This window comes from Candidatus Thorarchaeota archaeon (genome assembly GCA_013388835.1).
Classification (GTDB): domain Archaea; phylum Asgardarchaeota; class Thorarchaeia; order Thorarchaeales; family Thorarchaeaceae; genus JACAEL01.
This window is the reverse complement of sequence record JACAEL010000020.1, coordinates 1-24,087: the sequence shown is the minus strand read 5'-3', so window position 1 is coordinate 24,087 and position 24,087 is coordinate 1. Positions and strand designations below refer to the sequence as shown.

Annotated in this window: 26 protein-coding genes, 1 tRNA gene and 1 other RNA gene; 15 read left to right on the top strand and 13 right to left on the bottom strand. The window is 55.7% G+C overall.

Features of this window, described 5'->3' with window-relative positions; all coding sequences use genetic code 11:
• Positions 1-85: 85 nt before the first annotated feature.
• A complete protein-coding gene (locus tag HXY34_04175; GenBank protein NWF95318.1) occupies positions 86-433 on the bottom strand; it encodes a DsrE family protein in 348 nt (115 codons plus the stop codon).
• A gap of 86 nt (positions 434-519) precedes the next feature.
• Positions 520-1,056, bottom strand: a complete 537-nt coding sequence (locus HXY34_04170) for a nitroreductase family protein (protein ID NWF95317.1) — start codon at positions 1,054-1,056, stop codon at positions 520-522.
• Between the two features lie 317 nt (positions 1,057-1,373).
• On the opposite strand from HXY34_04170, the gene HXY34_04165 reads away from it, so the two are divergent.
• A complete protein-coding gene (locus HXY34_04165; GenBank protein ID NWF95316.1) occupies positions 1,374-2,624 on the top strand; it encodes an anion transporter in 1,251 nt (416 codons plus the stop codon).
• A gap of 487 nt (positions 2,625-3,111) precedes the next feature.
• Positions 3,112-4,551, top strand: coding sequence for a hypothetical protein (locus tag HXY34_04160; GenBank protein ID NWF95315.1), 1,440 nt, complete (start codon positions 3,112-3,114; stop codon positions 4,549-4,551).
• A gap of 217 nt (positions 4,552-4,768) precedes the next feature.
• On the opposite strand, the gene HXY34_04155 is transcribed toward HXY34_04160, so the two are convergent.
• The gene (locus HXY34_04155; GenBank protein NWF95314.1) at positions 4,769-5,362 is read right to left on the bottom strand and encodes a hypothetical protein; all 594 of its coding nucleotides are present in this window, start codon (positions 5,360-5,362) and stop codon (positions 4,769-4,771) included.
• Between the two features lie 95 nt (positions 5,363-5,457).
• Between HXY34_04155 and HXY34_04150 the strand changes: the two genes are divergently transcribed.
• The 7 genes from HXY34_04150 to rnz all read left to right on the top strand — a co-directional run bounded on the left by HXY34_04150 (position 5,458) and on the right by rnz (position 12,471).
• Entirely contained in the window at positions 5,458-6,267 is an 810-nt protein-coding gene (locus tag HXY34_04150; protein ID NWF95313.1) for a hypothetical protein, read from the top strand.
• A gap of 66 nt (positions 6,268-6,333) precedes the next feature.
• A complete protein-coding gene (locus HXY34_04145; protein ID NWF95312.1) occupies positions 6,334-7,512 on the top strand; it encodes a M20/M25/M40 family metallo-hydrolase in 1,179 nt (392 codons plus the stop codon).
• Between the two features lie 3 nt (positions 7,513-7,515).
• Complete coding sequence (locus HXY34_04140) at positions 7,516-8,640, top strand: LLM class flavin-dependent oxidoreductase (protein NWF95311.1); 1,125 nt, start codon at positions 7,516-7,518, stop codon at positions 8,638-8,640.
• Positions 8,627-9,214, top strand: coding sequence for an XTP/dITP diphosphatase (locus tag HXY34_04135; protein NWF95310.1), 588 nt, complete (start codon positions 8,627-8,629; stop codon positions 9,212-9,214). Before HXY34_04140 ends, HXY34_04135 begins: the two co-directional genes overlap by 14 nt.
• Positions 9,215-9,216: 2 nt before the next feature.
• Positions 9,217-9,990 (top strand): TrmB family transcriptional regulator, encoded by a 774-nt coding sequence (locus tag HXY34_04130; protein NWF95309.1) that lies wholly within the window; start codon positions 9,217-9,219, stop codon positions 9,988-9,990.
• A 66-nt stretch (positions 9,991-10,056) separates the two neighbouring features.
• The gene (locus HXY34_04125; GenBank protein ID NWF95308.1) at positions 10,057-11,463 is read left to right on the top strand and encodes a MarR family transcriptional regulator; all 1,407 of its coding nucleotides are present in this window, start codon (positions 10,057-10,059) and stop codon (positions 11,461-11,463) included.
• 60 nt (positions 11,464-11,523) lie between these two features.
• Entirely contained in the window at positions 11,524-12,471 is a 948-nt protein-coding gene (gene rnz, locus HXY34_04120; protein ID NWF95307.1) for a ribonuclease Z, read from the top strand.
• Here rnz and HXY34_04115 read toward each other — a convergent pair.
• Positions 12,463-13,656 carry an FAD-dependent oxidoreductase gene (locus tag HXY34_04115; protein ID NWF95306.1) on the bottom strand — a complete coding sequence of 398 codons (1,194 nt, stop codon included), beginning with the start codon at positions 13,654-13,656 and terminating at the stop codon, positions 12,463-12,465. The genes rnz and HXY34_04115 overlap by 9 nt on opposite strands.
• A gap of 80 nt (positions 13,657-13,736) precedes the next feature.
• On the opposite strand from HXY34_04115, the gene HXY34_04110 reads away from it, so the two are divergent.
• From HXY34_04110 to HXY34_04090, 5 genes are all read left to right on the top strand, one after another.
• Positions 13,737-14,771, top strand: a complete 1,035-nt coding sequence (locus HXY34_04110; protein NWF95305.1) for an asparaginase — start codon at positions 13,737-13,739, stop codon at positions 14,769-14,771.
• A gap of 59 nt (positions 14,772-14,830) precedes the next feature.
• Positions 14,831-14,978: transfer RNA gene (locus tag HXY34_04105), tRNA-Ser, on the top strand.
• Between the two features lie 126 nt (positions 14,979-15,104).
• Entirely contained in the window at positions 15,105-15,557 is a 453-nt protein-coding gene (locus HXY34_04100) for a 30S ribosomal protein S13 (protein NWF95304.1), read from the top strand.
• Positions 15,558-15,570: 13 nt separating this feature from the next.
• Positions 15,571-16,242 carry a 30S ribosomal protein S4 gene (locus HXY34_04095; GenBank protein NWF95303.1) on the top strand — a complete coding sequence of 224 codons (672 nt, stop codon included), beginning with the start codon at positions 15,571-15,573 and terminating at the stop codon, positions 16,240-16,242.
• Positions 16,239-16,634, top strand: a complete 396-nt coding sequence (locus tag HXY34_04090) for a 30S ribosomal protein S11 (protein NWF95302.1) — start codon at positions 16,239-16,241, stop codon at positions 16,632-16,634. Before HXY34_04095 ends, HXY34_04090 begins: the two co-directional genes overlap by 4 nt.
• Positions 16,635-16,695: 61 nt before the next feature.
• Here HXY34_04090 and HXY34_04085 read toward each other — a convergent pair whose 3' ends face one another.
• Positions 16,696-18,069 (bottom strand): DUF1743 domain-containing protein, encoded by a 1,374-nt coding sequence (locus HXY34_04085; GenBank protein ID NWF95301.1) that lies wholly within the window; start codon positions 18,067-18,069, stop codon positions 16,696-16,698.
• A 354-nt stretch (positions 18,070-18,423) separates the two neighbouring features.
• Between HXY34_04085 and HXY34_04080 the strand changes: the two genes are divergently transcribed.
• Entirely contained in the window at positions 18,424-18,963 is a 540-nt protein-coding gene (locus HXY34_04080) for a DUF367 family protein (GenBank protein NWF95300.1), read from the top strand.
• A 12-nt stretch (positions 18,964-18,975) separates the two neighbouring features.
• Here HXY34_04080 and rnpB read toward each other — a convergent pair.
• From rnpB to HXY34_04040, 8 genes are all read right to left on the bottom strand, one after another.
• Positions 18,976-19,320, bottom strand: an RNA gene (gene rnpB, locus HXY34_04075) — RNase P RNA component.
• Between the two features lie 102 nt (positions 19,321-19,422).
• Positions 19,423-20,448 (bottom strand): RNA-guided pseudouridylation complex pseudouridine synthase subunit Cbf5, encoded by a 1,026-nt coding sequence (locus HXY34_04070; protein ID NWF95299.1) that lies wholly within the window; start codon positions 20,446-20,448, stop codon positions 19,423-19,425.
• Positions 20,449-20,476: 28 nt separating this feature from the next.
• Positions 20,477-20,758, bottom strand: a complete 282-nt coding sequence (locus tag HXY34_04065; GenBank protein NWF95298.1) for a 50S ribosomal protein L14e — start codon at positions 20,756-20,758, stop codon at positions 20,477-20,479.
• 113 nt (positions 20,759-20,871) lie between these two features.
• Positions 20,872-21,423, bottom strand: a complete 552-nt coding sequence (locus HXY34_04060; GenBank protein NWF95297.1) for an AAA family ATPase — start codon at positions 21,421-21,423, stop codon at positions 20,872-20,874.
• A 4-nt stretch (positions 21,424-21,427) separates the two neighbouring features.
• On the bottom strand, positions 21,428-21,694 hold the full coding sequence (gene rpl34e / locus HXY34_04055) for a 50S ribosomal protein L34e (GenBank protein ID NWF95296.1): 267 nt from the start codon (positions 21,692-21,694) through the stop codon (positions 21,428-21,430).
• A gap of 592 nt (positions 21,695-22,286) precedes the next feature.
• Positions 22,287-22,481 (bottom strand): transposase, encoded by a 195-nt coding sequence (locus HXY34_04050; protein ID NWF95295.1) that lies wholly within the window; start codon positions 22,479-22,481, stop codon positions 22,287-22,289.
• A gap of 193 nt (positions 22,482-22,674) precedes the next feature.
• Positions 22,675-23,565, bottom strand: a complete 891-nt coding sequence (locus HXY34_04045; GenBank protein ID NWF95294.1) for a hypothetical protein — start codon at positions 23,563-23,565, stop codon at positions 22,675-22,677.
• Positions 23,566-23,567: 2 nt separating this feature from the next.
• Positions 23,568-24,071: a hypothetical protein gene (locus HXY34_04040; GenBank protein ID NWF95293.1), complete on the bottom strand. Its 504-nt coding sequence runs from the start codon at positions 24,069-24,071 to the stop codon at positions 23,568-23,570.
• Positions 24,072-24,087: the final 16 nt, after the last annotated feature.

Genomic DNA, 24,087 nt, shown 5'->3' with positions numbered 1-24,087 from the left:
TCGGCCAATGTCCCCTGCGGCTTCCAGGCTCACACAGCTGGCGTCTGTGCCCATCCCCGTCCGGACCACAACGGACGGTCCGCGTTCAGAAGACGACCGTACTATCACTTGAAGTGATCATGTCGGCAAGGATTGGCATGCTTCCCACTTCGACCTTCGGATGCAGCAGAGACTGAGCTACGCCTCTGGTCTTGGTGCATGTGCCGCAGCATACAACCCGTACGCCTTTGGTTATCAGCTCGTCCAGCATTGTGTAGTGGTTCTGCATGTGGCTTGGATTCTGCTCCCTAAGCGCACAGAAGACGCCCCCTTGTACCAGAAACAGCTCGACGATGTGCCCCTTGTCAACAGCAGCGTGGGCAAGCTTCAGCGCCGTGTAGGCGCTCTCGTCAGAGTATGGCTCAGACTTGATAATGACTGTGACCTTTGTCATCGGATACACTCACTTGGTCCGACCCGACCTTGGACACCATCTGATAAGAGTAGTGTCCGGTTGAGTGCAGGATTTCGCAGGGCTGACTAGGCGAACCGCCCCGTCACCACAACCTCGCTCATTGGTCGGCGCTGGCGCTTCTCAGGAATTGGCTTCTTCGGTACACCTATCGGTATGAGTGCCATGGGTCTCACTGATGAGGGAGTCCTCAGGACGCGTGCCACTTCCTCGTCGTCAAACGCGCCTACCCAGCATGTACCATAACCCATCGCATGCGCAGCCAGCAGGATGTTCTGCGTTAGAGCTGCAGTGTCCTGAAACACGTAGAGGTCTCTGCCACGGTTTCCGTATCTCTCAGCGGACTCCTCGGGCACGCCGCACACTGCCAATACCACTGGTGCAGAAGCCACGAAGGTCTGGCCGAATGCACCTTTGGCAAGCGCTTCCTTGACCGCCTTGTCTGTGACTATGACAACCCGCCACGGCTGGCGATTGCCTGCGCTGGGTGCACTCACGCCTGCCTCGATTATCCTCTGTATATCTGAGTCCGGTATTGACACATTCTCAAAGCTCCGGATAGACGTCCTCGCCTTCAGAGTTTCAACGAAGTCGTCGCCACACATGATGCACACCACCTCGTGAGTGTATGGCCGTCGTCATCGGTTCCTGCATATGAACGCTTGCACCGCGACAAGACAATGCATCGGAGCAGGTGTGTCATCACGGTTTCATTGGAGCGCATCATTACCTGTATTGGGCCACTCCTCCGACTCATTGCCTCCTACTGACTCGCTGATTCCCGTCCCTGTGACGCCAGTGTCTTAGACTTTGACTGACGCACCTTCTACTCATCCAGACTCTGCAAACCACACATTGTCGCAGTGATTACTCTATAAGCATGTGCGAACAGCGAATCTCCCGCATCCGTGGTGTTGACTTGATGTCCGTCTCATCTCTTGTCCCGTTTGCGGTACTCTGTGTGGTCTTCACGCTGATAGCAGTGCGTAAGATTGGCAGGAACAGAATCGAGATATGGCAAGCGATGACCCTCGGAGCAGCCGCAGTTCTCCTTACCGGGCAGATTCCGCCAGTCGACGCTCTACTGTCAATCAATCTGGATGTGATTCTCTTCCTCTTCGGGATGTTTGTGGTGGGCGAGGCAATGTTGCGGAGTGGATACCTCCAACAGCTCACACAACGAATGTTCGGAAGGGCACGGCGACTTGACGAGCTCGTCCTGCTCATTCTGTTTCTCATGGGTGCCATCTCTGCCATTGTAATGAATGACACAGTGGCCATCATCGGCACTCCTGTGGTCCTCTTTCTGAGCAGGGTCCATGGCGTCCGCGCCAAGCCTCTTCTGCTAACGCTGGCCTTCGCGGTCACAACCGGTAGCGTGATGAGTCCCATCGGCAACCCACAGAATCTTCTTGTTGCACTGGACGGGGGTATCCAGTCCCCCTTCGTGGTGTTTTTCTGGTATCTGGCCCTCCCCAGCCTGATCAACCTCCTCATCGCATTTGTGTTCATCCGGCTAGTGTATCGGAAGGAGTTCGGTGTACAGCTTCAGCCACTGCCACCCCTCACTCAATCGGACGGGCGGCTGGTCTTGCTGTCCAAGGTATCTCTGGCCATCGTCATGATACTCATCGGTCTAAAAGTCACGCTCTTGTTCATTGCCCCATGGTTCGAGATGCGGCTCACCTACATAGCATTGATTGCAGCACTTCCAGTCCTGCTGTTCAGTGACCGGAGGCGTGAGGTTCTTCGTAACATCGACTGGAAGACACTTGTCTTCTTCGCAGCGATGTTCATTCTCATGGAGAGCGTGTGGGAGAGCGGATTCTTTCAAGAGCTGGTCCTCCTGTTGAACGCGGACCTGACTTCACCCACAGTCATTATGGTCGTAGGTGTGCTGCTCAGTCAGCTCATCTCGAATGTGCCCCTAGTCGCGCTGTACCTGCCGCTGATTGTCGAGTCTGGGGCGTCAATACCACAACTCATGGCTCTTGCGTCCGGAAGCACTATCGCTGGGAATATGCTGATTCTCGGAGCAGCAAGCAATGTCATCATCATACAGAACGCAGAGAAAGAGGGCGCGACACTCACTTTTGCAGAGTTCGCCAAGATTGGCATCCCGCTGACTCTGATTCAAGTGCTGGTATACTTGCTCTTTCTGCCAGTCTCTTGATGAATCCTAGTGAACCGAACAGCATTCATCGAGTTCTCCACAGCTGTCCAAGAGAGGGCCAGAGCTGGGCATGTGTTCTCTCGGGGCTTGGCGTTGCTTGGATGCACTGGATGACCAAGAAGGTGACCGCAGAGCAGTCGACCTGCAGAATCTACTGCGTGGCTATCTTTAAGACCGTTCTCCTTCATTTGATTCATGAGAGTGTCATGAGTCAGGATGGCAGCAGTCCCGTAGAGTGGTCACTCTGCGATAGATGCGGGAAAGGCCGATTCGAGTCGTATGCACTGATACAGGCAGTCATCGCGGCTCGTCGAGTCTGTCATCCTGGTCGCCTGCACGAGCCCATCCCCAATGTGTGGCGCACCTCGCACGGACTGCTAAGGTCGCATTCGTCTTCAGTCTGTCTTGACGGGTTTCGACAGGACGAGTGCCTCCTCACACTCACGCAGTACCTTGATCAGTCCCGGTTGCGCAGGGGGAACTGACCATGGCTGCGGATGATCTTCTCAGCAGGCATCGGTCCGGTGGGGATCGGCTTGGTGACATCGCTAGTGCCTGTGATGTGTTCGACCGCCAGTTTGGAGCAGAGCTTGCAGAGTGGGAGATGCGGCTTCAGGCGGGCTTTCGAGAAACACTGCCGGGCAGGAGATATCGACATGTCGGCTTCGTCCATCACACTCGCGACACATCCCTAGTCTTGCTGACGCCAAGCCCATGGTTGCTCAGCGGAGTCTTTGTCCAGTTCGCCTCTGACCAGACTGTTCCCCCAGATGGTGTTCTCGCGGAGGTTGTGGGTCGCAGGATAGCAGTACGACGCATCGGGTCATCAGGTGGCGAGTTGACCGAGGCATTCTCAGCGGAGGAGTTCCAGGAACTCCGCTTCGACTTGATTCGAGATGCGAGGCCGCCACTGTCGTTGAAGGAACTGCAGGAAATGCTCTTTGAGAATGTTGGCATGGCAGAAGCCAGCAAGAACGTCTTCACGCGACTGTTTGTATCATCACCCCCATACGAGGGCAGCATCGGAGGTCTCACGACTGGCATTCAGGCACTAGTGTCCGCCGAAAAGGTGCGTCGACTGATGACCTTCATCCGGAGGCTGCTACCACCAAGCCTCCATGGTCGGTGGCCTGCGCATCGTGATTTCAGGGGGTTCCGGGTCTCGACTCCACGCATCTGGAGAATGGACGTCGGTGCCTTTGACAGGCCCAGAATGGAGCGGCTCTGTGTTCAGAGACAGGACTCGTCCGGGTTCAGAGAGGTGTCTCTGAGTGCCATGACAACAGCACAGACCTCTGCCCTACCGGACGTGCCAATTGCACTGGCCTCCGAGGACTTCTGGATTGAGGCCGCCAATCCAACACTCCTTCGACTACCGGTCCTGAAGGCCGCCATCACCTACCAGCTACTCACACCATCCATCACCGTCAAGGTTATGGATGAGGGCACCAAGCATGTGCTGACTCGTCTGGAGCACCTCAAGGACAGCTTGGGTCTGGAGGACTCGGTCCTGTCTCGTGGCAGTGCCCTTGATGCCGACCTCCTGGGCCGCCCGCTCAGTGCTCTGCGACTTGCTCGCTCTGGTGCTAGGGCCTTTTGGAAGGAGAAGGTGGGTCTCCGTGAGTTCAAGAGCGCTTGGGACCGTGCACTGGAGCCAGCACTGAAGGAGTTCCTTGAACTGACTCAGTTGAGGGCCAAAGAAGAGGGTGAATGGAGGGAGAGCCGTCCGTACGAGAAACTGGACACAAGAGTGCTTCGTGCACTGAAGAAGCTAGACCCGGCCAGTCCCAGTGATTTGGGACCCACGCTGGCTGAGATTGCCTCGGAGGCGGGAGTGGAGCGGCATGTGGCTGCTGAGGCCCTCGCCAAGATGAAAGATGCTGGTGTTGTGTACGAGCCGCGGTCTGGCCGATTCAGGCTTCTATGACCCGCGTCAACCTCCTTGTCCTCGTCTATGCGTCGTTCGTTGTGAGTTGGACCTAGTCGGACACACGAGTCCTGTCCTTATCAGGAGACGGCCTCAGGACCACTCCCCGAGGTCAGTTGGAGTTCACAGTAGACCTCGGGCTCAGTGTTTCCGTGTTCGGCCACATGAACACCATAGGGGACAGGTCCTGATGTGTCCGAACTCTGAGCAACTGCTGCTAACTCAATGCTCGACGAAACTCGTCCGGCTCTTCGCCTTCTTCAACAAGGATGACGTTCTGTACGCCTGCTCTCTCGGCATCATATCTGCGAGCGATGAGGGTCGCATCCATCCTCTCACGAGCTGACGCCTTCTTCCCTCGCCAGACATAGATTTTGTTCCAAGTGTCCAGGACGAATACGTCCTCACTATCGAGAGACTCCTTCTTCTTTGGGACCTCCATGTAGAAGCTGTCTCCGACATCCCCGCTGAGTCGCCACAGCTTGTGTTCATGCTTCTCAAGCTGGACTTTGCGGAGGAAGCTCTCAGTGTCTTGGTCCGTCAGCTTGAAGGTGGGAAAGAGCGCCTTAAAGCTCTGGGGCTCATGACCGCCCTCAACCCGCTCAATCTGTGCGTGTCCCTGCCTTGCAGTGTCTCGCATGACCGCCTCCGCGGCAGTCAGGAACTTCTCGTCAACGCTGGACTTGGGACCTATCCAGAGGTAGATCTTTGGGCCAGCGTCCACTAGATAGCAGTCGCCCCTTCCGAACTCTCCCGGGTTCGGAACACGGACGAGCTTGCCCTTCTGAATGTGATAGACTTCGACTGGCATGCGTAATGACTTGCAAAATGCGCCCTTAAGATAACCTCTGATGAACCAGAGCTGAGCTTGAGAGACAGTTCTTAAGCACACTGGAGCACTGCGTGTTGACGATGCCCGAGCTTCCCGAACTTGACGTCATTGCAGAGATTCTGACGGGCCGACTGGCCGGACTCACGGTACGAAGGGCTGTAGTCCATTCCCACCTCGTAGTCTATGGTGTTCTGCCTGATATACTCGAGCGTAGGTTGACAGGGCGGACTATCCGGCACTTCCGAGCTGACGGGAAGTTTGTCATAATGGAGACCGACTCCGGGTTTCTTGTTGTCAACCCCATGCTCACTGGTAGGTTCAGGCTAACGCGGCATACTCACACTCCAAGGCCGAGTGACATGCTCTCGTTGGAACTGGACGACGCCAATCTGTGGTATACTGACCGAAAGCGGATGGGCCGAGTCTATTTTGTCGAGTCCGGTGACTTCTCTGCAGTTGCCGGATGGGACGGTCGAGGGCCCTCAGCCATGGACCCAGAGCTGACACTGGAGACCTTCAGGAGCCGCATCCAGCACTATAATGGGCAAATAAAGAGCGTGCTGCGCAACCAGAGGTTTGTAAAGGGCATAGGCAATGCCTATGCGGATGAGATTCTGCTGTACGCAGGGATTCTCCCTTTCAGGTCAAGAAGTTCACTGAGTTCCGAGGACGTGGAGCGACTCTACACTGCAGTGAGAAGTGTCCTGGGCCGATACCGGGCGCTTCTGGCCAAGCGGGGCCTGGACAAGATTGGTGCGGAAGAGCGTGACTTCCTCATGATTCACGGGAAAGGTGGTTCCATCTGTCCTCTGTGTGGGGGGAGAGTCTCGGAGGTCTCTTCCAACAGGTCCAAGACCAGCTACTGTCAGACGTGTCAGAGATGAACCGGCTCCCTCCTCAAGACTAATGAGCATGAAGCTGCACTGTCATCTAGAGGAGTGAGAAGTCCGATGGACAAGTGGGAAGAGAGCTTTCTCAGGGACCTTGTGCAACTTGACACTAACAGCGATGAGAAGCGAGACTACTCTGAGTGTGCTAAAGTGTTGAAGGCGTATTGTGAGGAGGCAGGACTCGCTGTGGAGGTATTTGACTCCAAGCACGAGGGCATACCTCAGCCGAATGTTGTTGCAACCTTGGACGCGCACGCAAAGAGGACGGTTCTTCTCTGCACGCACTATGACGTGGTTCCCGCTGGCGACTCAAAGGCGTGGACGCGACCGCCATTTGCTCTCACTGTCGAGAAGGACCGGATGTATGGCCGTGGCACAAGTGACGACAAGGGCAATATCGTAGCCAGTGTGAGTGCCGCAAGAGAGCTTGCAAGGAGGGGCTCCGCCAAGGTGAATCTGAGGATCTTGATCTCTCCAAATGAGGAAACTGGTGGAGAATGGGGAATTGACTACCTCGTCAATGGTCCGCCGAAGATTCGCGGCGACTTTGCAATTGTGGTAGACTCAAGTCCTTCCTATGTCAGCATAGGGGCGAGTGGCGTCCTCTCGGGCAGAGTCACCGTACATGGGACCCAGGGTCATGCAGGGTATCCTTTCAAGTTCAACAATGCCATCCATCTGGCGATTCCACTCTTGAGTTCCCTGCTGGACTATCAAGACGTTCGGAGAAAGGTTGTCTCCTCTGTAGCCGCCCCACCAGGAAGTCCGTACCAGACACTCTGGGGACGCTTCTCGCTCACGGTGCTGTCTGCTGGCAGCAAGACCAACATAATCCCCGGTACCGCCGAGGTTTCATTTGACTGCAGACTGATACCTGAGGAGCGCCCCGATGACGCGATGAGAGAACTAGAGGCCTTTCTAGTCCGGGTCCGAGAGGAGGTTGGTGTAGAGGCAGAGATCACCTTCCTCAACAAATCGAGTGGCTGGGCGTCAGACCCCACAGACCCGATGATCCGGCTGTTTCACGAGGCTGTCAGAGAGGTCGCCGACCCAGACATTCAGCTAGCTGGTGACCTCGGAGGCAATGACGGGGACTATTTCATGTCGGTTGGCATCCCGACTGCATGCTACGGCACCATCTACGAGGAGTGCAACTTCCACGGCGTGGACGAGTTCTTGCGGCTTGAGGACTACGAGAAGGTGAAGCGGTCGATCATGCGATTCGCAGAGAAGTGCTAGGCCATGACTGACATCCACGACCTCAGAATAGGGGCTCCCGGACCGTTCCTGCCGCCATGGGACAATGCTGTCAAGAATGCCCGGATGATTGATGCCCTTGGCTACGACAGCATGGCCTTCCCGGACCACTTCGCCGGTTTTCTTCCTCAGTCAATCTGGACTCCCGACATAACCCCTCTCGCACTCATTCAGCAGTCGCCGCACACCTATTTTGAGATGAGCACGGTCATGGCTGCCTGTGCGGCTGTGACGGAACGAGTCAGTCTGCTGTCTGCTGTGACAGAACCCATACGGCGGCATCCCTTCCTACTTGCACAGACTTTCCTCACCCTTGATCACATCAGCGGTGGAAGAGCCATCATGGGCATAGGTGCGGGAGAGATTGAGAACATAGAGCCCTATGGTCTGGACTACAGTGCTCAGGTAGGGAAGCTCCATGAGGCGCTTGAGATTATCAGGAGGATTTGGAACTCCCACGAGCCATTCAGTCTTGACGGCAGGTACTGGAGACTGAGAGATGCAGTCATGTCCCTGAGACCGGCAGTCCAAGACAGACCACCGCCCATATGGATTGCTGCTCACGGACCCAGAATGCTGGAGTTGACGGCGGAATTCGGAGATGGCTGGATTCCCACAGTGCTTTCGCCTGCCGAGTACGGGATGCGGCTCAAGGAGATACGTCGTCTGAGAGAGAGAATGGACCGTACCAACCCATTCACCCCGGCACTATGGAACTGGTTCGTACTGGACGAGGACGACTCCGAGTGTCGTCGTCTCATGGACACGCCGCTGGCTCGTGCGTTTGCTCTTCTTCTTCCTGCCTCGGAGTGGAAACGCTTCGACCAAGAACACCCCTTCGGGCCTGACTTCTACTCGTTACGCGACTATGTGCCGATGAGATATGACCGTGAGTCTGTTCTCAGTGCCATTAGGGCAGTTCCAGAAGAGGTCTTGTGCGCCTTCTACACGTCTGGTGGTATGGAGGCCATAATCAAGAGGCTGGAGGAATACGTCCGGCAAGGTCTTGAGCACATCATCATGTGGAATGTGACTGGAATGTTCGACCTCGACAAGACGCGGAGTTCATACAAGATACTGAAGGATGTGCTATCTTATGTCAAGGGCTGAGCTCGTTGTCCTGACGCAGAACCAGCACAAGCTTGCTGAGATAAGCCCTCTCTTCCAGGAATACGGGATACACTTTGAAACCACCTCGATGCCCAAGTACGAGATACGAGCAGACAGCGTCGAGGAAGTGGCAAGGGTCGCGGCAGAGTATGCATACCGGACTCTAATGCGCCCTCTTGTGACTGATGACACCGGGCTCTTCATCAGAGCACTCAATGGATTTCCTCAGACCTATCCTGCCTTCGTCCTAAGCACGATTGGTACTGGGGGCATTCTGAAGATCCTAGAGGGTGTTGAGGACCGCTCAGCCAAGTTTGTCACAGCCGTCGGCTACTGTGATGAGAATGGTCTACGCAGTTTCGTGGGAGAGATGGAAGGGACAATTGCTCTGACCCAAGCGGGTAGTGGCGGCTTTGGCTATGACCCGATATTCATCCCAAGGGGAGAGTCGAGGACATATGCCCAGTTGAGCCTTGAGGAGAAGGTGGCAATCTCTCATAGGACCAAGGCATTCCGTTCGTTCCTTGACTGGTACTCGAGAGAGCGGATGCGACAACCTGCTGAGAGGTGCTGACGGTGTCCGTTAGTGAGGCTACTCTGAAGGCTCTGAAACAGCTGGGGCTCACAGAATATGAGGTTCAGGCATATGTGACTCTGGTCGATGGCGGCAAGATGGCCGCCTCGGACATCAGTACCGTGTCTAGAGTGCCCTTCAGTAGGATATACGATGTACTGGGACGACTGGAAGCACGCGGCTTCATCCAAGTCTCTCGAGGACGCCCCACCCAGTACCTCCCAAAGGCGCCTTCAGAGGTGATGCGCCTGGTGAGGTTGGCATGGGAAGAGACCCTGGACAGCTCGACACGGGTGGTGGTGGCTGAGCTCCAGCCGAGGTTTGAGCGTGAGGCCCAAGCAACGAGCCGCGATGTCTGGCTTCTTCATGGCAGGGCCGCAATCCTCGCTAAGGCGCTCGAAATGGTCGATGGAGCTCGAGAGGAACTCATGCTCTCCGTCCCGACCATCGATACGGAGCAGGGCGAGACTTCGATTGCTGAGGACCTCTCTGCACTCGTCGAGAGACTACTGACTGTACGGATACCGAAGGTGCGTGTTCTGACCTCTGGTATTCCAGGTACACTTCTGACAGCGTTGCCATCCTGTGTACAGGTCCGCGTCCGTGAGAAGGTCTTCGGAGGAGGTCTCATAGCTGATCGACTCATGACACTGATAATGTTGGCTGGGACCGGCAGCGGTGACTCACTGCTGGGCATCTATGCGTCCGCACCGGTGTTTGCTGACATGGCTGTGTCGTACTTTGACAGGCTTTGGAATGAGTCCGCTCCTCTCTAGTTGGCGCCATTCCTGTTGTTCCTTAAATCCTCTAATGCGCATCATGAATCTGAGAGGTTTCGAGCCTTGAACGAGGCCGTCGACTCAGAGGACTCCAGAGACGTCTCTGACGTAGATGCAGTCAGTGGCATCGCTGCCAAGCTCTCTCCCTCTGCCGAGGCCGTCATGAGGTACATTCGGATTCTAGAGACGGGTCCTGAGTACGAGCTCTTTCAAGAGGACCCGTTTCTCAAGAGGCTCCGCAGCATAGTGAGAACGTACCGCGGACACCTGTACTCAGACCTGATAGAGCGGCTGAAGCACGTCGTTGCGCTTGGCGGAGTGAATGTGATCACACAGAGAGACCTCGAGTCACTCATTGACGAGCTCTGGTCACTCAAGGTGTCGCTTCTCAGCCCGAACGAACTCCGCATCCTGCACGAGTGGCTGAAGAACCCCGGGCTCAGTCTACACGAATTGGCTGCGAGAGCTGAGTTGAGCTATCCGCAGACAAGAAGAGCCTGTCAGCGTCTCCGTGACTCCGGGCTGGTCAGACTGAGGTCTCTCGTGAACCCATATGCAATTGGCTTTGAGCGGATGCTGGTTGTCTTAGAGCGACCGACCCTGCTCTTGACGTCGCCATACATCGAAAAGACCTTCTTCGTGGACACTCCCAAGCCCGTCGTATTCATGGTGGTGCTCTATCCGCGAGAGTACAGGCAGGAAGCGGTCAACCTGATGAAGACCCTTCGCAGCACCGCAGACTCCGTTTCCATCTGGACTCTGTCGAATGGTGCTCCTCATTTCTCAAGCCTATACTTCACCAGAAGCAGAGACCACTCGTGGACTCCGGACATGCTGCATCTGAGGTTGATGTTGAGGCAAGGCGGTGAGGTGCCAGTGCTCGGAGACCTGTTTGCATCGCCTCCAAGCGTCTGCAGGCTCAGAGCTGGTGACATCCCTGTGATTGAGCGACTGACTCAGGACTTCGAGGCCCCCGGCGCAGAGATAGGCGCTGCTGCAGGAGTCTCGGAGAGCACAGTCTACAGAATTCGCGCCTCTCTTGTCGAGAACAACACTCTTTTGCCCCGGCTTTCAGTCAACATTCCAGCTCTGGACGGACGAGTTGTCGCGATTCTCACACCAAGTTCCGCGGCTCGCGTCATGTCCGCATGGTCACTTCTCCCTCTGACATACGTGTCCAGACTTGACAGCCTGGAGGAGCGCAACTGTGCAAGGGTGATTCTTCACTCCGCTCTGCCTCGCGGCTCCTGTGCCGCTCTGACGGAGATGGTCTCCTCTGAGATGAGCATGATCGATGAGTATTCTGTCTATGAGATGGCCGCAGGGATTCACAGGGCGATGCCCCTGTCACTCCTCGCTGGCGACGAGTCGCACAGGGCAAGATGGAGTTCAGACTTCTTTGATGCGAGGTCCTACGGTGTCATTCGGCGAGAGGCCAGCCCCCATGCAATCCCCCTGGATTTTGCTTGAACCGTTCACTCTACGAAACGATTATCAGTGTCCACAGCCGACCCATCACAGGCGGTCTGGTTGGAAGTAGTCTTTCTTGGTACCGGAGGTGCAATACCGACTGAAGGCCGCAAACACCCGGCCATAGTCGTCGCTCACCAGGGCTGGAACTTTCTCCTGGACTGCGGTGAGTATGCGCAGATGCAGCTGGAACGGGCTGGAATCGGCTTCAACAAGAACATGGTCGTACTAGTCACGCATCTGCATGCAGACCATGTGCTCGGTCTACCCGGGGTGTTGCTGAGGCTGTCGCTCTTGGGTCGCACTCGACCTCTGATGGTCTACGGACCACCAGGGCTCATAGAGTATGTGCGCGTGTGTCAGGCGACTATAAACCTCGGTACGAGGTTTGAGAGCACCGTGTATGGGATAGGTGCGGGACCGGTCCTCGACATCGAGGATGTGCACATCAGGTCCTTTGAGGTTGACCACAGAGGATATGCGCTGGGGTATTCGGTGACGCGTCGACGGTCGCGCGGACGCTTTCTCCCTGAGAGAGCCACGGAACTGGGTGTGCCAATGGGCCCGCTCTGGAGACAGCTCTCACTTGGAGAGACCGTGACTCTTGACAGTGGCAAGACGGTCCGTCCAGAGGATGTCACCCTTGAGGCAGGTCTTGGGACCAAGATCGTCTACTCTGGCGACACGCGCCCATGTGACACGCTTCGCGATGCCTCTAGGGATGCTGACCTACTGATATCTGAGGCAATGTACACATCCGAGCATGAACACTTGGCTCACGAACGTGGTCACATGACTGCTGCGCAGGCCGCCAGTATCGCTGCGGAGGCGAGAGTGAAGTGCTTGGTACTGACGCACTTCAGCCCCCGGTACGACTCGGTCCAAGGCGCGCCGATTCTGGAAGAGGCACGGGAGATATTTCCCAACACACTTCTCGCTCACGACCTGATGCGAATCAAGGTCCACGACGGCCGGGCGTGCGAGTCGTTGTCCGCGCAATCACGCTGACTCATCTCTCGTAGTCCGGGCAATATGCAGCATACCACGGAGTGTCCTCAGGCTCTTATCCCCCGTTTCAGTCCCTGCGAAGACCTCTCCCAGCTGCTGTGACATGGTGTGACTGCCGCGGGCAGCATCACACAGCCTTCTGATGCTATCGGTGGAGCCGAACAGTTCGTTGTAGAGCCTGACCGTGGTCACCTGCTGAGGTACCAACTCACTATTCACCCTGTCTTGATACACTCTCACATATAGCGGGTCCCTCGTGTCTGCTGCGTCAGCGGCCACCTCGGCCGCTATTCGGCCGGAAGAGACAGCGTAGAACAAGTCCTCTCCTGTCAGAGGCGACCCGAACGCCCCCGCGCTCCCGACCAGCATTGCTCTTCGAGCGACAACTCTTGTGCCCGATGTGCAACACGGCAGTGTGAAGTCGCGCAACCCACCCTGCCCATTTTGAACACTCCTCTCACTGCGAATGCGCTTTACGAAGGAGTCCCAGCAATTGCAGAGGGTCTCCTTCCCGCAGGTTGTTGAAAAGACTCCCCTGACTGACCTGCCTGCCGACTGAATCGTCCACCCATGACAACCATTGGAGACCTGTGGGAACAGCCCCAGAATAGAAGTCCTCGACTCGTCTTGCGCATTCACTCCACCGAATGTGGCAGGCTGCGCGCTCACCTGTTGCGCTCTGACTCCAATGAGCTGACTCTGCGCCCAAGAGTCCCTCGCACCGACACATGAGGCAACCACACTACTGACTCCATCTGCCCCAACAAGAAGGTGTCCTTGGTATGACTCTCCTCGCGCCAGTACTCTTATGCCCCTCTTCAGCTGTTCCACTGCAAGCACCTCCTGTCTTCTCACAAGCTCAACCCCCGCGTCCACTGCTTCTGTGAGAAGCATCTCCGTGAGATGTGTGTAGTCTGCAAGCAGTAGTGGCTCCCTTCTGTGACACGACACAGGTCCATCGCCTGGTGGGTGCACTACCACTTCGCTGACAAGGTGTCTCGTGGTCTCTCTTGCCTGTTCGCCCATCAGACTCAAAGCAGGACGGCTGACTGGTACTTGTAGACGCAGGTCTCTCTCGTATGTAGGCCCGCTGGTGATCAACAGGACCCGCAACCCTCTCTGGCGGGCTACCCTGGCACATGTAGTTCCCGAAGGCCCGCCGCCCACTACAATCAGGTCATGCATTCGCCCTTGGAGTCACCTGTCTTCCCAACACAATAACATCCATAAATGCTGTTCCTGTGGTCTTGCAGGTGGTAAGTAGAGTGTCACAGACCGAGAAAGCGCAAGTGTGCCTTATTGCAACTGGTGGTACTATCAGCAGCATCTATGATACCAGTACACACAGTATTCGCCCCGGCCTGTCGGTTGACAGTCTACTTGAGAATCTCCCCAAGGGGTGGAGAAACGTCGCGGTTGAGAAGCGCCAGGTCTTACAGCTTGACTCTGCAAACGCCCAGCCGCATCACTGGCAGCAGATTGCAGGTGCCATCAAGGAAGTGAATGACACCATGCCCTATCTGGATGGCATTGTGGTCACTCATGGCACAGACACCATGGTGTACTCCGCCTCTGCTGTCTGTTTCATGGTACAGGACTTTGGAAAGCCCATCGTCTTCACGGGCGCTCAGATATCGGGTGACCTTCCGTGGAGCGACGGTCCTCGAAACCTCCTAGATGCAATTCGCGTTGCTGCATTTGGCAACTTGGGCGAGACCTGTCTGGTCTTCAACGGCGAGATCCACAAGCCCACAAGGGCAAAGAAGGTCCGTTCAAATGCTTTCGACGCGTTTGACTCGGTCGACCCGTATCCTCTCGGAGTGCTGACTCGCGACATAGTCCTCTACGAGGGCTATCGTAGGCGCCACAACCTTGTGCCTCGCTTTGATACTCGTCTTGACAATAACGTCTTCCTTCTGAAGGTTTTTCCCGGGATGTCTCCAAGCATAATTCAGAAGATTGTAGACTTGGGGTACCACGGACTGGTCATCGAGGGCTTCGGTTCTGGCAACATCCCGTCGGAGGAGCGGTCGTTGAAGGGGGCCATACGCCAAGCCGTGAATGCAGGGTGTGTTGTTGTGATAACTTCTCAGTGTGCCTTCGGACAGGCTGACCTGTCGCTCTATGAAGTTGGTCGAGCCGCCCTGGATGCAGGTGCAATCAGTGGCTATGACATGACCTCTGAGGCTGCTCTTGTGAAGCTGGCGTGGGTACTCGGCCACACACGAGATGAAGCGACAGTGAAGTCGATGATGCACACCAACTATGTCGGGGAGTTCTCGCTAGAGCCATCCGAATAGTACTCGAGTGCGATTTGATGGAAAAGGTGAAAAGGGCAAGTGATGTCCGCAACTGATAAGCCCGGATAGCCAAGCTCGGTACGGCGGTAGCCTGGAAACGCTGGCTCGTTTGGACTGGCGAGAATGAGAGCTACTCTCCTTATGGAGGCATGAAGGGCGAACATGTCGTTCGCCTTGGCTAACGTTCAAGTCGCATTCCGGGCGCCATCTCATGCCGTTCAGCCACGCACGGGCCTATTCAGACGCTGTTGTGCGCTGCTTGATGGCAACGATTATAAGGTGACCCTTGAAGGCTGACAGAGCCTCAAGCCAGTCAGACCGAGGTACAAGAGCATGTCTGAGCCTGAATACAGATACATTGTTCGTGTGATGTCCAGAGACATTGATGGTCAGGAGAACCTCCTTCAAGGACTCACACATATTACGGGCGTTGGTCTCAAGATTTCACGAGCTGTCCTCTCACAGCTGAAACTGAACCCAGCAAGTAGAATGGGCTATCTCTCGGACGCCGACATCGCAAGGATAGAGGAACTGCTCCAAGACGTGACAAGGGCGGGTTTCCCTGACTGGTACGTCAATAGGCCTCGTGACAGAATGACTGGCAAGAATGTACATCTGACGGGCGCCGACTTGGACTTCATCCAGAGGAACGACATAGACCGCATGAAACGAATGAGGTCTTGGCGTGGCATCAGGCACTCCTACGGTCTGAGAGTCCGAGGACAGCACACCAAAACCACTGGTCGTGGCGGTCCTGCAGTCGGAGTGTCAAGAAAGAAGGATTAGCAGGTGGTAAGAGATGGGAGATCCACGTCGACAGAAGCAGAAGTACGCAAAACCGAAGCGACCCTTCGAAACCGAGCGGTTCGAGCAGGAGCTGGAGCTTCTCGGTTCCTATGGCCTGAGGAACAAGAGGGAGATCTGGCGGCACAGGGCAGAGTTGTCCAACTATAGGCGACAGGCTCGCAGGTTACAGGCTCTCCCACCGGCTGACAGAGTCGAAGAAGAGAAGACACTTCTTGACAAGGTCGTCCGTTTCGGCCTTCTCAAGAGCGAGCGAAGTCTAGAGGGCATCCTTGACCTCACGCTCAGGGATATGCTTGAGCGAAGACTGCAGACCATTGTCTTCAGGAAGGGCTACGCAAGCTCAATGTACCACGCCCGTCAACTCATCGTCCATGGGCATGTGGCACTTGATCAGGCACGTGTTCGTACTCCCAGCAGAATCATCTCCTTGGCTGAGGAATCGCGTCTGAGCCTCTCGCCAAGGTCTCCACTGAATGACCCATCACATCCAGCCCGAATAGCAGCATCAGCTGCAGCAGAACGCGCGTCCATGGTCGAACCAGAACCTAGGGAGGAGGAACCCGGTCGACGTCGTGAAGCTCGGCTTGACATGGATGAGGACGAGAGAGAACCAGTTGTAGCATATGATAGTTCCGACCTTGGTCCGGAGGATGAGCGAATATGAGCGAAGAAACGCCGAAGTGGGGCATAGCGCACATCTTTGCGTCGTATAACGACACCATCTGTCACATAACGGACTTGTCTGGCGCAGAGACAATCGCCCGTGTGTCTGGTGGCATGGTGGTCAAAGCTGATCGAAACGAGTCATCACCCCATGCTGCAATGCAAGCCGCCTTCCAGGCGGCACGGGAGGCGAAAGACAAGGGCCTGTATGGGATTCACATCCGGGTCAGAGCCCCGGGTGGTAGCGGGCCTAAGACACCGGGTCCCGGTGCCCAGGCTGCGATCCGTGCACTCAGCCGAGCTGGTCTGAGAATCGGGCTTATCGACGAGGTCACACCCCTCCCTCATGACGGTACCAGAAAGGCCGGCGGACGACGCGGCCGGCGAGCATGACCTCCACAAGGACATGTGGGGAGTCTGCAAGAGTCCCCTATCTGCCAGGGGGATGTGGACACTAGTGACCGCGGTCTGGGGGCAGAGCGCGTTCTGTGTCTGTGCGGCGGCCGTGCCAGACTGAGATGAGTGTCTGACGCCTGCCTGCATTTGTACTATACAGTCTTCTCTCTGGTCTGGTCAGATGCCTCTGTGCTCTAGTGGGTGGCAGATACAGTCCCGGAGTGAGTGTTCGAGCCAACTCCACCTCCTGCTTGCTCATCTCTCTGGACCTGTGCCCACAGTGCTCGCATTTGTATCCCTTCGCCCTCCCGGCACTCTTCATTCTCCGCCCGCAGTCTGGACACAGGGGATTCCTCACAGCTATGTTGTTCGACAGACTAATCACCTCCAGCCCCTCGATGTTCACAGTCATCCCGTGTGTTCTGGAGGCGGGTCTGACTCCACCCTGCACTGTCACAGTGTCGTTCTCCGTCAGCTGTAGCACCACGTCCCTGAAGCTGCCACTGGGTTCGTATGCCGCACAGTCGATGCTGCCCGATGCGTCGGTAACAGAGAACAGGACATGCCCTCCCTCAATGACTCGCGGTTTGGAGGCGACCCTGCCGGTCACACTCGCTGACATGTATGGTCTCAGACAATCAACAGTCACATTGTGTCGCAGATGTGCCCCGGTTCCCTGATTGGTCCGGAACACCGCCCATCGGTCCACGTCCACGTTCAGACGCACCATTCTCGCAGCCTCTACGACCAAGTCCGGTGACTCTCCTCTTATCCCGAAGAGAACGGGGTCTGGTCCATGCGGTGCGATCATAAGAGTGCCTGTTTCTTCGTCAACGTTCGAGAACGTGCCCTGCGAGAATACCCTGTCCATCCTGCGGACCGACTCGTGGTCTATGTGACGCTCTGCCTCATGTTGGTCTGCTGTCCGATACGCAATGTACTCATAGGTGTGGTCCTCAAGGAGCAGGTTCCCTACTGCCGCGACCGCTCCGACAAGACCCCGACCGTTGCCTCTGGACAGGCTCTGTGCCGAGTGCTTCTTGATTATCCGGATGGCAAGGGGGATTGGTACTGCCCTCCACACAGCGGTCTCTGCAAAACGGACCACGTCCTCTGGTACACCCCCTCTGACAACAACCACCCCGGGGTTTGTGTTAGGATAGTCTGTCTTCACATAGACGTCCAGCATCGATGCGACCATTTCAGTCAGTTCTTGTTCATTGACTGCCTGGGAACGGAACCGGAGACATACTGCTCCGTTGCCCCGTGTCCTGAATGGGATGTTGGGATTGAGCCGTATGAGGTTGGGATAGTCGCACCATGTGACTCCCGCCTCTTCCAGCTGCTCGACAAGGAGTGTTGCGAAGTGGGTTGTACACCCTCCGCTAGGACTGTCGATGTCATCAAGACCGACACTGATCATCTCGTCCATGTGTTCTCGCCTCAGTCTGTCTTGGATTGACCCAGACATTTGTCACAGACTGTTGCTTCGCCAATCCTTGTGCCATGGTCCTCACAGACCAGCTGGCCGCATCTTGTGCACGCTCGCGAGGCATGGAAGGTCATGCAGACCTGACATCTGGACTCTCTGCACACGAGGCAAATCCTCTCAGGGTGAGCTATACAGTCCTTACAGACCCTTGAGCCACACATCGTGCATGTCTGAATGTCTGATGAGATATCGCCGCAGATCTCGCAGCTGTGCCCCTTGCTAGTCATTGATGATTCGCATCCTGAACTGGGTCTAGGAACCTTGAAATGTGTTCCGTGGGGGTCTCACTTCGTCATGGACTCCAAGGCTACTCCTAGGATTGTGATCTTTCATGCGAATCAGTGTGACCCACGCAAGTGTACAGGTCTGAGGCTCACTAGACTGGGAGGTGCTTCGATTGTCCGGAGCGTGGAGAGAATCCCCCGGAAGGCAGTCGTTCTGCACCCGCATGCAGAAGTGGCTTTTTCACCCGGAGACCGAGAGACCCTCCTCACGCATGGTCTTGTCGCACTCGACTGTTCCTGGAACCAAGCAGAAGACATATTCCTCTCCGTGAGACTGGGTGTGCAGAGAGCTCTCCCATATCTTCTCGCGGCCAACCCTGTCAACACTTACAAGCCCATCCGACTGTCAACAGCCGAGGCTGTTGCAGCCGCTCTCTACATTGCAGGACTACAGACTGAGGCGGTCAAGCTCATGTCCATGTTCAAATGGGGGTTCGCCTTCATAGCAGTGAACCGTGAGTGGCTGGACGCCTATTCGGAATGCAGGAACAGCACGGAGGTAGTCCAAGTGCAGAGTGAGATCATGCAGGAGCACTCGAATCCAGCCTGAGGTAGTGGGTCCTGGTCCGGAGAGTAGCCCCAATTCTGTTCCACCTGCGGCCGTTGCCAGCGCAGGCCTTGCGACATCCGACTGTGCCTCCTACCCTACACCTCAGGCCGACACATCAGCGGTGTATTCTTGGAGTTGCTACCCAGTGTTGGGCCGTTTCAACCGTTCCGAACTGGATTCTCAGCGGCTCGAATGGCCGAATCATCGTCACGCCCGGTCCGGGGGTCTCGTTTCTGTTCCCAGAGCGAGGCTCTCACCCCATTGCTTGCGCAAGACTGGTGTCGGCGCGTAGTTGGGAGCTTCCTCAGCGCCTGCCTCTTTGAACAGGCAGGTACCGTCAGTCGCTCTTCCGCTCCAGGGCCCATCTGACACTGGTCAGGAACGTACTTAATCCTAATTGTACTCTAGAGGTATGCATGGCGGACGCACTGGACCGGTCCGGAGCTGACCAATCACGATTCAGGACGACTCCTCTGGCTCCTGTGCCTCTCTCTTCTTCCACATGGTTGGGTATCTGTCCCTCTCCATGAGCACCCGGTCGGTCGTTGCCACTATGCCTCTGTTGGCCTTGACAATCGCCTCGCTCGTGACAGATGCTCGAGCAATGGCAACCGCCTCGCCCTTCTGTGTCTTGATGACCACCATGTCTTTGTTCTTGATGTCTGAGGAGACAGCTGTCACACCCGTTGCGGCCAAGTCGGCACCATAACACACTGCATTGACTGCACTGTCACGTACCTCAATGTAGGGAAGGTGCAAGAGTGCGTATTCGACAGGAAGCAGATAACGGCGTAGTTGGGTCTCATCCTTGTCCTGCTTGTAGAACTCGTAGGCGTCTTTCAGGTCATGAAGACTGCAGAGATGCTCGTCCTCCACAAGCCGTCCAACGCGTGTTCTTCGCAGTTCCTTCATGTGTGCCCCGACACCAAGAGCCTCACCTATGTCGAAGCAGAGTTTCCTTATGTACGTCCCCGCCTCGCAGCCTACCCTGAAGAGCACGTCTCTGCCATCAATCTCAAGGAGGTCATTGTAGTATATCTCTCTGACTCTCAACACCCGCTTCACTGAGGACTTCAGGGGCGGCTTCTGGTAGATCTTCCCTGTGAATTCCTCGACAACCGCTCGAATCCTGTCTTCTGACACCGTGTCATGAAGTTCCATCAGGCAGACGTACTCCTTCCCAGCAGTCAGGAGCGCCTGCATTGCCTTTGTCGCTCGGCCGACGCCAATGGGCAACACCCCAGTGACTGACGGGTCCAGAGTCCCGGAGTGACCTGCCCTGTCGACATTCAGTATCCTCTTGACCCACGACACAACCTCATGGCTTGTTGGACCTGCTGGCTTGTCTAGTACCACAACCGAGTTCTGCAGGAGGTAGTCCATGGGCAGTCGTTCAAGGTAGGCAAAGCCATAGGCTGGGTCTGTCGAGTCCTGTGCTCTGAGTAGTCTCTCTCTCGGGCGGTCTGCTGGAAGCAGTCGGGGCATGCGGAAGACCACCAGCCTGTCCCACAGACTATACTGTGATCTGGACTCTGGTCCTGAACTTCTCAGTCAATCCTGCCTGTTCGATTGCCTTCATGACGGTGTCGTCGTCAGCGCCGGCCTTGATTGTCAAGAGTGTTTCCAGTGGCTCAAGATGTCTAGTGTTGCAGCTTCTCCTTCTCACGCCACTGAGACTCTTTGGCCCGGTCACAATGACGTAGCCAGTGTCCTTCTCATCCACTACAACACAGTACTTCCCGGCCTCTCGACCGGAGACCTTGACGCAGACGCGTCCGATATCAAACAGCTTCATCGTTAAGCACCTCGACCTGCCAGGGTCAAACGAAGCACATAGTCACCATAGTGCCTCATCCCCTGTGCTGGGAGAACGGCTGCTCCAAAACTGGTATGAATAAGAGTGTTGCGCTAGGTGTGACCTTGGGCTTGAGCGAAGAACGTCTGAACTGCGAGGCGCAGTATGGTCACGACATCATTGAGAGTATACTTGGCCGTGTTGAGTATGATGTCGTATACGGACAGGTCAGTGATATCGACGCCATAGTACTCTCGGTACCTTGCTCTTTCGCTCCCCTCGCGAGTCACGGTCTCACGTTTTGCATCTTCAAAGTCACGGCCGTCGCGTTGTGCGATTCTGGCGACTCTCACGTCCAGTGGTGCGGTGAGAAGTATGTTGAGGTCCGCGTTCTCGCGTGCCATCCACGCTGCGAGTTGGCCATCTATGACAGCATTGCCCTTGGCAGCCTCTGCAACCAGTGTGTCGTCAAGAAGTCTGTCAATCGCTGCGTCGCCCTCTGCAACACGACTGAATTCCTCAAGAGTCATTCCTCTCTCGGCTGCCAGTGTCCTGAATATCTCTCCTGCAGATATCCTTCTGAGTCCGAACTCTTTCGCAATCCTGTCTGCTACTGAGCTCTTTCCAGTTCCGTGAAGGCCGCCTATTGTGATGACGCGCTTCATGACTCTATTCTCTGACTCTCTTAATTATCTCTCTTTTCAGAGCCGATGCGCATATCATACCGCCATAGGGCCGATTGGGACGCTTTGAACTGTGACTGGCGCGTATCAGCCTGTCCTGTCTTGACTCCCTCGGCATCTGGAGCGGGCGGGAGCTCAAAGCGCACTTCCCGCGGGTCGAATAGATCTTGCGCCTATGCACAACAACCCGACCACCGGGGGTCTTGACTTTGCGATTCGCTCTGGATCTTGTCAGTGCGCCTGGTCTGGGCATCGTGTTCTCACCTGATGGCCATCTTTCTATTCACGGCCGATGTGTTTCTCTTTTAAGGGAACCGGTCCATCGGAGTCTGTTGCAAGACTCATGGGGTGAGCCATGAGAGAAAGTGTGCCCGCTGTACATTGTATATCACCATCCTGAACAGGGTGTGCCACAGCTGCCGAGAAGTTGGACATCTCTGGACATCCGTAGGTCTCCAGACCAGTGGGACTCATATACCCCGGTTCGAAGACAATAGCCTGAGGTCATCCATCCGACACCTAAGCGGCCTCAAGGAGTGGAGTGGTCCCAGTGCCGTTACCTGGGCGGACAAGACTCCTGTGTCTATCCATCTGTCCATGAAAGACATGGGTCCTCAGCAGACGGGCGGGAACAGCGTGCATCGGTGTGGGGTGTCAGGCATCCGACGGAGACCTGTTGTCTCTTCGCGAGACCTCCGCTGACGACCTGCGCCTCAGGCCATGTGTGCCCTCTGACGCCTCGGTCTGCCGTGCCACTCTCCTCTCAAGACTCTTAAGTTTTGCCTCCACCGTCTTCTGTCTCCGAGTCCTGTAGGGCTCTCTGTTCTTCAGCATGTGATACATGGTCACCACCAGTTCCCGTGCCACCGCCACTGCTGCTTCGCTGCGCCTCTCCGCGTCCGGACCCTGTGATACCGCGCCCTCATCCGCTCGTCGTGTCTGACCGCCACCTGTACAGCCTGTACCATCACCGCTCTGACTCGTGGAGAGCCCCTCTTTGTGATCCGCCCATGATGGCTGCTCTCTCCGCTCTGGCTCACGTACGTGGTACCGCCTACTTCTGTGTGCGCTTGAACAGACACGTCCTGAGTGTACCAAGCACACGGATTCCATCTTTAGTTCCTCTTCTATGCAGAAGGACCGGCATAGCGTTCTTGCAGTCCCCACACCATATCGCACCGAAGACGACAATCAACAGTTATCCACTACCATGCATCAACTGCCCAGTCCTTGCTAGGTCTGTGATGGTTCGGTCCCCTGAACTTGGGCACACTCCGCGTTTCCAGTCTTCTCCTGTCTGACGGCGAGTATCAATCTTGCTGTCATGACCGCCATGATGCTGAAAAGACTCAGGATATTGATGTCCGGGTATATCGGAATCCATCTCTGAGCCGCAGTGGCATGGACTCCTACTTGCCACAGCACGAGTAGCACTGCGGTTTCTGTCATAGCATATGCCGCTCGCTCGAGTGGGGGGGCTAGACTGTGTACTGGTCGCAAGACATAGTATAGCGCGAGTAGAATGAGCAGCACGAGCGACATCGCGATTACTGGCAGTGTACCGTGAATGCTGGTCCAAGCAACGAGCGGCATCATGGTTAGGAACAATGTCAACTGAGTCAAACGGAGCGTTGAACGACCAAGCCCTTGTTTCGGCATGGGCGCGACTCTTCGCGAGCATTCGACGACAACAGAGACGAGTAAGAGAGAGAACGCAGTCACCGTACCCAATACAATGTAGACCGAGCTAGAGTGACAGAGCACAAACACCCCAAGACTGGCTAGGACCGGCATCGCCAACTGTAGCAGCTCCCGCAGCGACGCCACTCTGCTTTCTGACCAGACAGGATGCGTCTGATATGCAGCCCAGACCACAAACCCAACGTATACTGTGACCACAAACAGCAGAGGATTGAATACCGGGTAGAGCATATCAGTACCTGTGACCACCAACCAGATTCCAACTACTGTTGCAGAGGAAACAAGCAGCCCGGACAGGTAGACTGCAGTCAGAGAACGGGAATGCCTCCTCCGTGTTAGGAGCCACAGTACAAGACCTGCCATTGCTGTGTACCCCATCATCATCGTGATAGGGGCCTGAAAAGGAAGTGCCATTTCATCCATCCTTACCACCCCGGCCATCGGTGCTGCGACCAATGGTGTTGACAATACCACGGGTAATCGACGAACTTGAGTGTATTAAGGGCGCTCGATGCCATATCACAGAACCAGTTGACACAGTAGACTTCGCGGTAAAACACATCCACATCAAGTACCCAAATATGGTGACCGTATTCGTGCATCATGACAGAACGACGCAATCGATGAAGCGGAATCAACCATGACTCATCGATTAGGGTTTGGTCACCAATGAAGGCGCCTGTGTTTTCAAAGTAATGAACACCATGCACATTCACATATCCCCATATCGGGTCTGGGACAGCAACAAAGTTGCAGAAGACCATCCACTCCCACTTCAAGTCACTGGTAGTGTCATGGTCTCGATACTGTACGAGGAAGTCGTAGTCGGATCCTTGGTCCGTGTAGAAACAGAAAAGAAATGGAATCTGGTCGTCCAAATGGAACTCCACCCTGTCATAGTACATGTTCACGTAGTATGCTTCTAACACATCGAGGTCCTCCTGC